Below are 13,542 nucleotides of genomic sequence, written 5' to 3' on the forward strand. Positions count from 1 at the left end.
CACTTAATTTGTATCTATACCTACAATTCTTCTAGCTTCACGCGACAGAGACATCAAGGGTTACTCCTGTGTTAATAAACGTTCATGTTTGTTTTATATGATGATATCTCAAAAACTAACTGTTTGGGATGGCTATCTCATGAACCCTAGATTTTAATAGGAAGCATAATTTTTTAGGAATACACAATCAGACTCTTTGAAGAAACCTTTGAAAGCGTTTTTTTGCCGTTCTAGATTATGTGAAGTTGCCCCTCGTTTCTAATCGTCAGGTCTTTTAGTCAGTAGAAAGAAAAAGAGTGGCAATGATTATTTTATTTGTAGTTTTTTTGAAAAAAAGATGATAAAAATCAGCTTGCTCTTACTATATTCTTAATAGCAGAGGATCAAAGTTCTTTTAAGGAGTGAATCAAAATGCTGCAAACCAGAATAAATTTCAGAGGGCAAAAGAATGCTACCATGTTGGCTGTGCGCTTTTTCAGCAACAAAACGAACACGATTATAGAGAGAAATTTAATTGTGGATCAAGACGATGATCGTCAATCGGTTCTTGACTACTTAGCCGAATCACTAGGGGAAATCAATATCTTGCAATACTCTTCGAAAAACGTTTTGTGTATCGCTGAACGTTCAAGGCTAGAAAAAGCAGGCGGCACGCATCGATTGGAACATTTTTGGGGAGATGTCATCAGTTATATTGTTGAGTGCGTGGATAAATCTGGTATTCATTATGATTTGCATGTCATTGGCAATGTTGATTCGGATGATGAAGAAATTATGCGGTCAATTAATGAGATGAGTGATGAATTGTCGATCATCAACATTTATGAATACAAAGATTGTTGGCTAAAAAGAAAAGATATTTTATTACAAGCTCTTTGAAATGAACTTGATTCCTCAAAGAAGTTTGTCCAGCTAGAAAATGAATTTACTCTCCAAGTCACTTACCAATCAATGAAAGAATACGAAATTTTTCTAAGTTTATGGAAACAGCTAATTCATAGGATCTTTTTATGGTTTCCGACATTTTTTGTTATAAAAGGTAAGAATCGTTTCACAAGTTTTTCTCACCCGTACTGTTTTAAAGAAGCGGGGGTTTTTCTGAAGTTTTTATTAAAATTGTCCGTTTAATGAAAAATGAGGCTCAAATTTAAGTTTATTTTACTATAATTGGAAACTAGGATACTTTTTAAATAAGGCGGGTAAAAAATTTTGGAGTATATAGAAAAGTTGTATAGGTTTTATTTAACCAAAAAACAGGTAGATAAATTAACTATTATTAGAAATATCATTTTGGAGAAGCAGCTGTCTCTCGATAAAATATGTGAAACGATAAACAAATCTTTGTATCAGGTGAAAATTTTGATCAATGAAATCGCCGAAGATATGAGGGAGTTTACGACCTTTGACGAGTCTATTTTTTTGCTGAAAAAGAGAACCGTTTATTTGTCACGAGAATTAAGCGAAGAACAAAGCCTGCATATTTTTGTGAATCTAAAGAAGAAGTATTTCTTAGAATCTCCTTATTATCGTCTATTATCCTATTTGTTAAGAAAAAGAAAGACCCGTATGGTGGACATCTCAGAAGAATTGATTTTTAGTATTTCTTATTGTTATAAATTGATCAGCTATCTGAAAAAAATGCTGGTTATCCAAAATGTCCCGATTACCATCAATAACAATACAGATTCCATTGATCTGACAGGGGCAGAGCCTTGTGTGCGGATGTACCATTATTTAGTTGAGATCATGGCTTGTAATGTTTACATCAATCAACGCACCCGTGCAAGCGTTGAATTAGCTGCGAAAGAATATGAGCCGTTGAAAACTACAAAAGTGAAACACGACATTATGTTTTCAATTATTGAAAATGCGGTGTTGAGGGGCTATATCGTCAATGAATTTGACGAAGCTTCCATCGCTATTTATGAGCAAATCAAGCAACTCAATGGGGAAAAGCAAGTGATCAAGCTGCTGCCGATCAGGAGTCAGCAAGATATTGAGAAAGAACAGATTTTTTATCATTTCTGGGTTTTTCTCTTCATACCTGAAACGATCTCGGATCAAGAAAAACTACTTTTGGGCCAAAAGCTGAGAAATCTTTTAGGAAATCCGCTGGTCGAATTTTCTGCCGATGTTGTGGCTGTCTTGTCGCAAAAGTATGATCTTTCCAAAGCGATCGAAGCGTTTCTTACCTATGAATTAGTGATGAATACATGGGGCTGTCTTCATCTCTTTTTGGATAGTTTTGTGTCTACTGAAGATTTGTCCTCTACGAACGAACGCGTATTAGAAGTGGAGGAGCTGATTGCGACCGTCTTGCAACGCCATTCGTTTGTAATAGAAAAAGAAGCCCTTTTCTTAAGGAAAATCGCTCAGATTACAGCATCTTATTTACCGATCCAAAAAGAAGAACCGATTCGCATTGGTATTTCTCTTTTGAACCACCCAGAATATATTCCGGTCATTAAGAACAAACTATTGAAAATTTACAATGAAAATGTGATTCACTTTTGTTCGAACTTAGGAGACTCAGATATACTGGTTTCTGATGGCGTGCTGATCCATAATGAGTCGCAGAAATTTACATTTTTTGGCAATGTTCATAGTACCAAGGATTGGCACAATCTACATGTGATGATCCAGTCGATGATTTCTAATAAATATACTTGAAAAGAGAGCGTAAGGCTCTCTTTTTTTGCTTGACTATCAGGTATCGTTGGTCGAAGTACTAGACGAAAGAAGGAGGAGAGAAGACAAAAAAAGATATCTATAAAAGAGGGCTGCGACAGTCACCTTTTATAGATATTTTTTAATCACGTGATTAGGCAAAGCTAACGTGAGGAAGACAACGTTTTTTTGATGGAGATTTCTACCACTTCGGGCATTTGGATCACAGAGATCGTAGCAGGATCATAGGAGCCATCAGGTAATTTTTTCAAGAAGTAATTTTTGATTTCTTCTACTTCCGTCGGGCGAATATTCCGTTTTTTATTGATCAGCAAAATTTCATTGTGGTTCGGAGCTGAGGTAAAGATCACGGTCGTGTCTCCGGCTGTGTAAACCTTTACAAGTTCTGCGTCGGTATTTTCAAGTTGATTCAATACTAGTCGAGAATGGCTGTTTGTAACGTTGATTAATTTCACCAGACTCACCTCACATTCTATGTATTTATTAATAACATTATAGGTCGTTTTTTTTCAAAAGAAAAGCCAGACAACTCGGAATTACCCAATTTTTTGGCAAAACATGGTTGTCTGGCAAAACGAACGGTTTGGTCACCGTTTTGACACGTTATTACTCATCTGTTTCTGATGGTTTTTCCTCTTCAGCTGAAGGTGCTTCTTCAGGAAGTGCAGAGGATTCAGCTGAAGTTACAACGATTTTATCGGAATCCTCCAATTGTGCTTTTAACTGACGGACTTGAGGATGCTCAAGGTAATATTCAGCAATTCCATCTTCGATTTGATCTTGGATGGTCCTACGCAATGGGCGAGCACCCATCGTTGCGCTGTAACCTAGATCGACCAGTTTTTCTTGCACGTCTTGTGGAACATCGATATGCAATTTTTGATGACTAAGTGTTTGATTGACATCATGCAGCATAAGGGACACGATCGATAACAAGTTTTCCTTGCTTAGTGCCTTGAATTCGATGATCCCGTCAAAGCGATTGAGAAATTCTGGCGTAAAGTAATTGTTCAATTGATTTAACACGGAACGTGTGATGCCTTCACGCGCTGCGCCAAAGCCGACGTTGGCTTCAACTTTCCCAGTTCCAGCATTACTTGTCATGATGATCAAGGTATCTTTAAAGCTGACCGTACGTCCTTGGGCATCTGTCAAACGACCATCATCGAGAATTTGCAAGAACATATGCAATACATCAGGATGGGCTTTTTCCACTTCGTCTAATAAAATCAGGCTATATGGATTCCGACGAACTTTTTCAGTCAATTGACCCGCTTCTTCATAGCCAACGTAACCAGGAGGAGAGCCAATCAGTTTGGATACACTGTGTTTTTCCATATACTCTGACATGTCGAAACGAATCATCGATTCTTCAGAACCAAACATCTCATAGGCTAATTGTTTTGCCAATTCGGTTTTCCCGACACCGGTTGGACCGACGAATAGGAAAGAGCCGATCGGACGATTTTGTTTGCCTAAACCGACCCGATTTCTGCGAATCGCTTTTGCTACTTTGTCGATCGCTTCATCTTGTCCGATAACTTTTGCTTTCAAGTCATCCGCAAGATTTTTCAATTGCGTTTGTTCTTTTTCTTTCAATTCACCAACTGGAATATTCGTCCGTTCTTCAACGATTTGTTCCATGTCTTTTTCGGTAATGACTGGCGTTTCTTCTTCGCTGATTTGGCGTTCCTTCATTTTTTGCAATTTATTGATTTGATCGCGATAGTAAGCAGCTTTTTCGAAATCTTCTTCTCGAGAGGCAGCTTGTTTTTGTTCTTCTGCTTCTTGTAATTTCTTTTCGATCGTTTTTGGATCAACGATTTGGATCGTCAAGTTTTTCTTAGAACCTGTTTCATCTAGTAGATCGATTGCTTTATCAGGCAAGAATCGGTCTTGGATGTATCGGTTAGAAAGGGTCGCGGCAGCTGCGATCGCTTCATCAGTATATTTCACATGATGATAATCTTCATAACGTGGTTGCAAACCTTTTAAGATGCGGATCGTTTCTTCCACAGAAGGTTCATCCACACGTACTGGTTGCAAACGGCGTTCTAAAGCAGCATCTTTTTCGATGATGCGGTATTCATTTAACGTCGTTGCTCCGACCATTTGTAGTTCTCCACGGGCAAGAGCTGGTTTTAAGATGTTTCCAGCATCCATATTTCCGTCGCCAGCTGCACCAGCGCCAACGATTTCATGGACTTCATCAATGAACAAAATCACGTTTTCTGCTTGCTTGATTTCTTCAATCAATTTTTGGATGCGTTCTTCAAATTGGCCACGTATACCTGTGCCTTGTACAAGAGACGCAACGTCCAAACGAATGACTTCTTTGTCCATTAGTTTCTGTGGCACATCGCCATCGACGATTTTTTGGGCTAACCCTTCAACGACGGCAGTTTTCCCAACTCCAGGTTCACCAATAAGCACAGGGTTGTTTTTTGTTCGACGATTAAGGATCTCAATCACTCGTTTGATCTCTGAATCACGACCAACGACTGGATCGACTTCGCCATCACGAGCCATTTGGGTAATATTGATACCGTATTCTCCTAACAGACCTGCAGGTGCTTGGTTATTGCGTGGAGGCTGACCGCCGACAAAACCGTTACCGCCGGTTTGCGTCGGAGGGGTTTGTTCATAAGGGGTATTTCCTTGCTGCATCTGGCGAGACATTTGACGAAATAGATCATCAATATTGCCGAATCCAAAAGGATCTTGCGCCATTGCAGCTGTAGCATTCCCAGATTGAGCTTTTAATTTTTGGTAACAACTTTGACAATAATCGAGTTGTTTTCTTTGACCATTGACACTGGCATATAAATGAATAGACGCTTCATTTTTGCCGCAATTTTGACAAAGCATAGATTCACGACCTTTCATATTTGTTCCAACACCCTTATTTTACGGCGCTTTTTTACACTTGTAAAAGAAAAGGGGCTGTGTGCATAGAAACGGTCATCTTCGAGGTAATGTGTTATTGACCTTTACTGACCATAATTCTATTATACTAACTTTTTGTCAGACTGCAAGAATTTTACTCGTAAAAATTTTTGCCGCTCTTTCATTAGCAGAAGCGTCTTTTAAATAAAAAGTAATTCCATTATAATAGAAAGAAAGAGGTGAGAATTGAGGATGGAGAACAGAGATTTTGCTTCAGAAATAACGCGTTTGCGCAATGGAGAGATCCAAGAATTGATTGTCCAACAGCCAGAATTCCTGGCGTTTAGAGATGTCTGGCTCCAGTTGGAAGATCGGTCTTCTTTTGTCGGAGAAGCGGGCTTAAATGGGAAGATCATCTACCGTTATGTGCAAGAAAATAAATAGGACATTTATTTCAATCGTTTATTTAAGAGAAAACGGTTGTCTATCGAGGAAAAAAATGGTAATCTTAACAGTTGAAAGGGCGATTTTTTTCGGGTGTCATTGCATGCATGGAAATTTTGCCTTCACACAAAAAAACGTATCATAAAGGAGATTGATCAATATGGAAAAGAAAGATTTTCACGTAGTTGCTGAGACAGGGATTCACGCACGTCCAGCTACATTATTGGTTCAAACAGCAAGCAAATTCAACTCTGATATCAACTTAGAGTACAAAGGTAAATCAGTAAACCTTAAATCAATCATGGGCGTAATGTCATTAGGCGTTGGCCAAGGTTCTGATGTAACTATCACTGCTGAAGGTGCTGACGAAGCAGATGCAATCGCTGCAATCGTAGAAACAATGAAAAAAGAAGGTTTGTCTGAATAATGGTTGAGATGCTAAAAGGAATTGCTGCTAGTGATGGTGTAGCCGTTGCGAAAGCCTACCTGTTAGTACAACCTGATTTATCTTTTTCAAAAGTATCAGTTGAAGATACTGCAGCAGAGGAAGCACGCTTAGATGATGCGTTAGCGAAGTCAACAGCGGAATTACAACAAATCCGCGACAAAGCAGCGCAAACTTTAGGTGAAGCAGAAGCACAAGTATTTGATGCTCATTTAATGGTTCTTTCAGATCCTGAGATGATTGGTCAAATCAAACAAAACGTGACAGATAACAAAGTCAATGCAGAAGCTGCGTTGAAAGAAGTTACTGACATGTATATTGGTATGTTTGAAGCAATGGATGACAATGCTTACATGCAAGAACGGGCAGCTGACATTAAAGATGTCGCAAAACGTATCTTGGCGCATTTGCTGAATGTGACTTTGCCTAATCCTTCAATGATCAACGAAGAAGTAGTCGTTGTTGCGCATGACTTGACACCAAGTGATACTGCACAATTAGACCGCAACTTTGTAAAAGCTTTTGTAACAGATATCGGTGGACGTACTTCTCATTCCGCTATCATGGCACGTTCTCTTGAAATCCCAGCAATCGTTGGAACAATGGAGATCACTGCAAAAGTGAAAGCGGGCGACATCTTAGCTGTTAACGGTATTATCGGTGACGTTATCGTCAACCCGACAGATGACCAAGCAGCTGAATTTGTTGAAGCTGGGAAAGCCTACGCAGAACAAAAAGCAGAATGGGAAAAATTGAAAGATGCTGAAACAGTTACCGCTGATGGCAAGCACTTTGAATTAGCTGCGAACATTGGAACGCCAAAAGATTTAGAAGGTGTCCACAACAATGGTGCAGAAGCAGTCGGTTTATACCGTACTGAATTCTTGTACATGGATTCTCCTGATTTCCCAACAGAAGAAGACCAATACAAAGCATACAAAGCAGTTTTAGAAGGAATGGCTGGCAAACCAGTGGTTGTCCGTACAATGGATATCGGTGGCGATAAAGAACTTCCTTACCTAAAATTGCCTCATGAAATGAATCCTTTCTTAGGCTATCGTGCATTGCGTATCAGCTTATCTGAACTTGGGGATGACATGTTCCGTACCCAACTTCGTGCGTTGTTACGTGCTTCTGCTCACGGCAACTTACGTATCATGTTCCCAATGGTGGCAACATTGAAAGAGTTCCGTACAGCGAAGAAAATGTATGAAGAAGAGCGTCAAAAATTGATTGACGAAGGCGTTGAGATTTCTAACGAGATCCAAGTCGGAATCATGATCGAAATTCCAGCAGCTGCTGTCTTAGCAGACAAGTTTGCCAAGGAAGTTGACTTCTTCAGTATTGGTACCAATGACTTGATCCAATACACCATGGCTGCAGACCGCATGAACGAGCGCGTGTCTTACTTGTACCAACCATACAACCCATCAATTTTACGTTTGATCAAAAACGTGATCGACTCAGCGCATGCTGAAGGCAAATGGGCTGGTATGTGTGGAGAAATGGCGGGCGATCAAACTGCTGTGCCACTTCTTGTAGGTATGGGCTTAGATGAGTTCTCAATGAGTGCAACATCTGTTCTGAAAACACGTAGCTTAATGAAACGCTTGTCAACGACTGACATGCAAGAGTTAGCAAAACGTGCTTTAGAAGATTGCGATACAATGGAAGAAGTTGTTGAGCTAATCGAACAGTATGTAAACTAATCATTTCTAGGCAACAAGCAATTTTGGGCTCTTTGTCAATAAGGACTGATGAGTTGTGCAAAATCAAATCTGGGTCAGAACGAACCACATTCTGGCTCAGATTTTTTGTTATCTTACAATGATTAATTGATTGATCAAAAAGATTCTAATTCTCATGTTCTCGAATGATTTAAATCCGTAGGATACTCGTTTCATTGTCTTTATGTGGGTATTCTTCGCTTCTATTTTTCCATTGGAATAAGGATAGATCATTGCGTTGGTGATGCCTTCTTCATAGGACAGAAGGTTTTGAAGCTTCTCCCGAAAGCCGTCATCTAACGTTTCGGGAAGTTCTGCCAATATGCAGAAAAATAAGTCAGGGTCTTTGTCTCGAAAGGCTTCAACTAATTCATGAAAAAAGGGATACGCCTCCTTCAGGGGCGTAGAAAACTCAAGCAATCGATCAATCATCATTGCTTCAGTAAGAAATGGGTACTTTGGTGCTCGGAAACTTTTCCATGTTTTGTATTCATAGTGGTTGATGTTTGCACGATTTTTTAGCAAAAAGCGCCAGTTCTTTTTCAGTTTTTCTGCCTGGCTTTTCTGTCCGGCTTTACGAAGTTCATTCATTTCACGGATACGCAACTCATTGAACGCTTGATTCATGTGTTTGACAATATGAAACCGATCAATCACTACTTTCGCATTTGGCAGAACACGTTTGGTGAGCTGGAAGTAGGCGGCGTTCATGTCTGTCACCAAGAATTCTACTTCTTCTGGATTGGTACAACCTAAGAAATAGCTTGTTAATCGAGGTAATTTACGCGTAGGCAAAACATCTATTAATTTTCCTGTTTCACCATCTGCGCAAATAAAGCTCATTTTATCTTCTATGGAAGCATGCGAACGAAATTCATCAACCATCAATACTCTGGGGAGAATCTTCTTAGATTGCTTTGGTAAATAGCTTTTAAACTCTTTCAATGTACGAATAACGGTGGTCAAAGATACCTGACAGCTTTTCGCAATAAAAGATAAAGATACTTTTTCAATCAGTAAAGAAGCAATTTTATATCTAACATGATTTGCGATTGAATGTCTGGGTTGGACAAAATAACTTTGAGCCGTCCAATGGGTGCGACAGTTTTTACAGGTATAGCGCTGCTTTTTTAGGCGCATAACCAAAGGCATATGATTGTATTGTTCAAAACGGACAATCGTTTCCTTCTTCCCATTTTTCACTATAATTGCTTTCCCGTTTCCATCTACCACAGTAGAACCACAACTTCTACAAGCACGAGGAGTAGGCGAGAGAACAGCATCGACGACCAACGTCTTTTTCTTCTGAAGGGTCTCGTAAGAGACCTCTGTAATCATCAAATCTTTCTCTATTATTCTCAGCATTTTTTTGATAGAATCATTCATATAGCATATCGTCCTCTCAGTTGTTTATTTTGTGGTGATTTAATCATACTAGAGAACGATATGTTTTTTAATACCTAAAATGAAAATGGGACTGAAGAATCAATTCTGATTCATCAGTCCCATAAATTATAGAGCCCAATTTTGCTTGTTGCCTTTTTTTGTTATAAGAAGCCTTCTTGTTCGATTTGACTTGCAACAGCCTGCTCGTTTTTTCAGAAAACGAACAATTTTGTCATATCTTTGTATAAAGCTATGATTCCGTAGGTTTTTCACGTATCATGATTAAATGGGGAACAAAATCTAGGACCATGGTAGGAGTATGTCTCCGATTGCCTATGGTATACTAATATCAGATATAAGCATTTCCAAGGAGGAATCATCTTTGAAAGTACTTCTTTATTTTGAAGGAGAAAAATTATTAGCTAAATCAGGTATCGGTCGAGCGTTGGCCCATCAGCAACGAGCGCTGACATCTGTCGGGATTCCTTTTACTCTTGATAAAAATGATGAGGACTATGATATCCTTCATATCAACACGTATGGGATCAATAGTATGCACATGGTCAACAAAGCTAAAAGACAAGGGAAAAAAGTGATTTACCATGCCCATTCTACAGAAGAGGATTTTCGGAATTCATTTATCGGCTCAAACCAGCTTTCGCCATTATATAAAAAATATTTGATCAATCTTTATTCTAGAGCCGATCAGTTGATCACACCGACTCCTTATTCGAAAGAACTTTTGGAAGGGTATGGTATCCAAGTACCGATCGAGGCAATCTCAAACGGCATCGATCTTGACAAATATCAGCCGGATCAAGAGAAAGAAAAAGCCTTTCGTGAGTATTTCAATCTCTTACCAGATCAAAAAGTCATTATATCCGTCGGTTTATTTTTTGAACGAAAAGGCATTCTTGATTTTGTAGAGATAGCTAGACAATTGCCTGAGTATACGTTTATCTGGTTTGGTCATACACCAATGATGACGATTCCTAAACAGATCCGCGACCTCGTCAATGAAGACCATCCAGAAAATGTGTTATTTCCAGGTTATATCAAAGGAGACATTATCGAAGGCGCATATTCCGCTGCCGATTTATTCTTCTTTCCTTCTTATGAAGAAACAGAAGGGATCGTAGTCCTTGAGGCGTTAGCCAGCCGCCAAAATGTGCTCGTTCGGGATATTCCTGTTTATAAAGGGTGGCTAAGTAATGGGCACAATGCATACATGGAAAAAACCAATGAAGGATTTATTGAGAAAATCAAAGGAATCGTGGAGGGCACGTTGCCACCATTGAGTGAAGCGGGTTATGAAACAGCAAAGCAAAAGAGTATTGATGAAATTGGGTTTAAATTACAAGAGGTTTATACAAAAGTGATGAATACGGAATGAAGAAACTAATGTAAAGTTTGGAGGTACCGTTTTGAAAATCGGATTTTTTACTGACACCTACTTCCCCCAGGTAAGTGGTGTGGCGACATCGATCAAGACATTGAAAGAAGAGCTTGAGAAAAAAGGCCATAAAGTGTATATCTTTACAACGACCGATCCAAATGCTGATCTGGACGAAGAAGATATCATTCGCATGCCAAGTGTCCCGTTTGTGTCCTTCAAAGATCGGCGAATCGTGGTTCGCGGCATGTTGTATGCCTATTTGATCGCCAAAGAATTAGAATTGGAATTGATCCATACCCATACAGAGTTTGGTTCTGGGATGTTGGGGAAAATGGTGGGGCGTAAATTGCAGATTCCTGTGATCCATACCTACCATACAATGTATGAAGATTACTTGCACTACATCGCAAACGGAAAGGTCTTGCGGCCATCTCACGTGAAATATCTTTCACGGCTATTTGCCAACCACTCGACAGGTGTTGTTTGTCCAAGTGAACGGGTCATCGATACGCTGAGAGGGTATGGTGTGGTTTCACCAATGCGGATCATCCCCACAGGGATCGAAGTTGAGAAGTTTCGCCGACCGGATATTACAACTGACATGAAAAAAGAATTGCGGGAGAAATTGGGCATCACTGAGAATCAACCCATGCTGCTTTCCCTCAGTCGTATTTCTTATGAAAAGAATATCCAAGCAATCATCGACGGCATGCCAGAAATTTTAACGAAGATTCCTGATGCGCAATTAGTGATCGTTGGGAAAGGTCCGCATAAAGAAAAATTAGAAGAAAAAGTGGTGGATATGGCTTTATCTGACCATGTTCAATTTGTCGGCGAAGTGGCAAATGATAAAGTGGCGATCTATTACCACGCTGCGGATTACTTCGTTAGTGCGTCCACATCAGAAACACAAGGACTGACTTACACGGAAGCAATGGCTGCTGGAACACCGTTAGTCGTTGAAGGCAATGACTACTTAAATACCTTGATCGACGATCCGTCTTTAGGCGTCACCTATGAGAGTGATCGGGATTTCGCAAAAGCATTTATTGATTATTATGAACGAAAGATTCCTGCTGATCCCGAAGTTCTTGCTAGAAAAATGTACGAGATCTCGGCATTGCGCTTCGGTGAGTCGATGCTATCTTTCTACCATGACATGGTCGCTTATTATGAAACAGAACGCATCGAAAAAGAAACCGAGCAGACGCTAGAAAAATTCAAAGTAAAATTAAAGGCCTTTCGCCGAACGATCGATTAAACAGAAAATTTTCGCAAGTTCATGTTTTTAGCGTATACTAAAGACATGAACTTTTTTATTTTGGAGGGATCTGCATGAAATTAGGATTTATCGGTACTGGTGTCATGGGTCAAGCGATGGTTGGTCATCTCTTAGCTGCCGGACATACAGTGAATGTTTACAATCGGACGAAAGCAAAAACAGATGAACTCGTTGCGAATGGAGCAATTTGGTGTGACACCCCAACAGAAGTTGCATCAGAAAGTGAAATCATCTTTACAATGGTTGGTTATCCATCCGACGTTGAAGAAGTTTACTATGGACCTCAAGGGATTTTTCAAACGGTTGTGACGGGCAAAACATTGGTGGATTTTACCACCAGTACACCTGATTTGGCTGAACGAATCTACCAGACAGCGAAGGAAAAAGGAGCAGCGAGTATCGATGCGCCAGTTTCTGGTGGGGATCTTGGTGCGAGAAACGCTACGCTAACGATTATGGTTGGTGGCGATGAAAAAGCTTACCAACAAGTAAAACCACTTTTTGAAGTATTAGGAAAGACGTTTCAACTTCAAGGAGGGGCAGGGAAAGGTCAGCATACGAAAATGGCCAATCAGATCATGATTGCCGGAACCATGACGGGGATGACAGAAATGCTGGTCTATGCGAACCAAGCGGGTCTTGATTTACCACGAGTGATTGAAACCCTTTCTGGTGGTGGGGCAGCCAATTGGTCCATGACGAATTATAGTCCTCGTATCCTAAAAGAGGATTATTCACCAGGCTTTTTTGTCAAACATTTCATCAAAGATTTGGGGATCGCTTTGGATGAGGCCAAGAAGATGGGATTGGATTTGCCAAGCACCGCTTTAGCTAAAAAATTGTATGATCAGTTGGCTGAAAAAGGCTTCGAAAATGACGGAACGCAGGCGCTGATTAAACTTTGGTGGCAAGATGGAAAAAAATCTTAAAATGACAAAAAAAATACGAAAAATCAATGCAAGATAGAGGATGTTTTGATACAATATAACGGACAGAAAAAGGAGGCTTACGAATGAAAAGTTCGCAATTAGTCGCTATCATCAAACGTTTAGAAGCGATGGTCGAAGCGCAAGACAATGAAGTTCAAGTACGTCGTTTTGAAAAAGAAGGCGTCGAAAAATGTACCGTTACTTATGACAATTCGACAGAAACGTTTGAATTAACGGAAGCAGAATCAAGTCAATCTTATCAATTTGATAATGTTGATATTGTAGCCATGGAAATCTATGATTTGATCCAATAAGAATGAGTGGGACGTTTTGATGTCTTTGACTCATATCTATACAGC

Annotated in this window: 12 protein-coding genes; 9 read left to right on the forward strand and 3 right to left on the reverse strand. The window is 39.7% G+C overall.

Features of this window, described 5'->3' with window-relative positions:
• Positions 1-411 precede the first annotated feature (411 nt).
• Together IGI76_RS07110 and IGI76_RS07115 are read left to right on the forward strand one after the other, a co-directional pair.
• A complete protein-coding gene (locus tag IGI76_RS07110; protein WP_086295177.1) occupies positions 412-879 on the forward strand; it encodes a hypothetical protein in 468 nt (155 codons plus the stop codon).
• 471 nt (positions 880-1,350) lie between these two features.
• The gene (locus IGI76_RS07115) at positions 1,351-2,670 is read left to right on the forward strand and encodes a helix-turn-helix domain-containing protein (protein WP_322745112.1); all 1,320 of its coding nucleotides are present in this window, start codon (positions 1,351-1,353) and stop codon (positions 2,668-2,670) included.
• A 161-nt stretch (positions 2,671-2,831) separates the two neighbouring features.
• Here the strand turns inward: IGI76_RS07115 and IGI76_RS07120 are convergent, their stop codons facing one another.
• Together IGI76_RS07120 and IGI76_RS07125 are read right to left on the reverse strand one after the other, a co-directional pair.
• Entirely contained in the window at positions 2,832-3,143 is a 312-nt protein-coding gene (locus IGI76_RS07120; RefSeq protein ID WP_005225878.1) for a DUF1827 family protein, read from the reverse strand.
• A gap of 151 nt (positions 3,144-3,294) precedes the next feature.
• Positions 3,295-5,556 carry an ATP-dependent Clp protease ATP-binding subunit gene (locus IGI76_RS07125; protein WP_194193206.1) on the reverse strand — a complete coding sequence of 754 codons (2,262 nt, stop codon included), beginning with the start codon at positions 5,554-5,556 and terminating at the stop codon, positions 3,295-3,297.
• Positions 5,557-5,826: 270 nt separating this feature from the next.
• Here IGI76_RS07125 and IGI76_RS07130 point away from each other — a divergent pair, with 270 nt between their 5' ends.
• From IGI76_RS07130 to ptsP, 3 genes are all read left to right on the forward strand, one after another.
• The gene (locus tag IGI76_RS07130; RefSeq protein WP_005225880.1) at positions 5,827-6,018 is read left to right on the forward strand and encodes a hypothetical protein; all 192 of its coding nucleotides are present in this window, start codon (positions 5,827-5,829) and stop codon (positions 6,016-6,018) included.
• Positions 6,019-6,178: 160 nt separating this feature from the next.
• On the forward strand, positions 6,179-6,445 hold the full coding sequence (locus tag IGI76_RS07135) for a phosphocarrier protein HPr (protein ID WP_003126335.1): 267 nt from the start codon (positions 6,179-6,181) through the stop codon (positions 6,443-6,445).
• Positions 6,445-8,172 (forward strand): phosphoenolpyruvate--protein phosphotransferase, encoded by a 1,728-nt coding sequence (gene ptsP / locus IGI76_RS07140; protein WP_140964866.1) that lies wholly within the window; start codon positions 6,445-6,447, stop codon positions 8,170-8,172. The genes IGI76_RS07135 and ptsP overlap by 1 nt, the downstream gene beginning before the upstream one ends.
• Before the next feature lie 108 nt (positions 8,173-8,280).
• Here the strand turns inward: ptsP and IGI76_RS07145 are convergent, their stop codons facing one another.
• The gene (locus IGI76_RS07145; protein WP_194194237.1) at positions 8,281-9,576 is read right to left on the reverse strand and encodes an ISL3 family transposase; all 1,296 of its coding nucleotides are present in this window, start codon (positions 9,574-9,576) and stop codon (positions 8,281-8,283) included.
• A 382-nt stretch (positions 9,577-9,958) separates the two neighbouring features.
• Here IGI76_RS07145 and IGI76_RS07150 point away from each other — a divergent pair, with 382 nt between their 5' ends.
• The 4 genes from IGI76_RS07150 (at position 9,959) to IGI76_RS07165 (ending at position 13,497) form a co-directional block, all read left to right on the forward strand.
• Positions 9,959-10,969 (forward strand): glycosyltransferase, encoded by a 1,011-nt coding sequence (locus IGI76_RS07150; RefSeq protein ID WP_034858001.1) that lies wholly within the window; start codon positions 9,959-9,961, stop codon positions 10,967-10,969.
• A 31-nt stretch (positions 10,970-11,000) separates the two neighbouring features.
• The gene (locus IGI76_RS07155) at positions 11,001-12,233 is read left to right on the forward strand and encodes a glycosyltransferase family 4 protein (RefSeq protein ID WP_005225884.1); all 1,233 of its coding nucleotides are present in this window, start codon (positions 11,001-11,003) and stop codon (positions 12,231-12,233) included.
• A gap of 74 nt (positions 12,234-12,307) precedes the next feature.
• Complete coding sequence (locus tag IGI76_RS07160) at positions 12,308-13,183, forward strand: NAD(P)-dependent oxidoreductase (RefSeq protein ID WP_167822832.1); 876 nt, start codon at positions 12,308-12,310, stop codon at positions 13,181-13,183.
• A gap of 83 nt (positions 13,184-13,266) precedes the next feature.
• Positions 13,267-13,497 carry a YkuJ family protein gene (locus tag IGI76_RS07165; protein ID WP_005225886.1) on the forward strand — a complete coding sequence of 77 codons (231 nt, stop codon included), beginning with the start codon at positions 13,267-13,269 and terminating at the stop codon, positions 13,495-13,497.
• Positions 13,498-13,542 lie beyond the last annotated feature (45 nt).

The sequence above is a fragment of the Enterococcus sp. DIV2449a genome (assembly GCF_051711225.1).
Lineage (GTDB): Bacteria > Bacillota > Bacilli > Lactobacillales > Enterococcaceae > Enterococcus_D > Enterococcus_D casseliflavus.

Bases quoted from the DNA above. Each gene is read 5' to 3' on its own strand.
- IGI76_RS07110 (WP_086295177.1), top strand. From the start codon at position 412: ATGCTGCAAACCAGAATAAATTTCAGAGGGCAAAAGAATGCTACCATG.
- IGI76_RS07125 (WP_194193206.1), bottom strand. From the start codon at position 5,556: ATGCTTTGTCAAAATTGCGGCAAAAATGAAGCGTCTATTCATTTATAT.
- IGI76_RS07130 (WP_005225880.1), top strand. From the start codon at position 5,827: ATGGAGAACAGAGATTTTGCTTCAGAAATAACGCGTTTGCGCAATGGA.
- IGI76_RS07135 (WP_003126335.1), top strand. From the start codon at position 6,179: ATGGAAAAGAAAGATTTTCACGTAGTTGCTGAGACAGGGATTCACGCA.
- ptsP (WP_140964866.1), top strand. From the start codon at position 6,445: ATGGTTGAGATGCTAAAAGGAATTGCTGCTAGTGATGGTGTAGCCGTT.
- IGI76_RS07145 (WP_194194237.1), bottom strand. From the start codon at position 9,576: ATGAATGATTCTATCAAAAAAATGCTGAGAATAATAGAGAAAGATTTG.
- IGI76_RS07160 (WP_167822832.1), top strand. From the start codon at position 12,308: ATGAAATTAGGATTTATCGGTACTGGTGTCATGGGTCAAGCGATGGTT.
- IGI76_RS07165 (WP_005225886.1), top strand. From the start codon at position 13,267: ATGAAAAGTTCGCAATTAGTCGCTATCATCAAACGTTTAGAAGCGATG.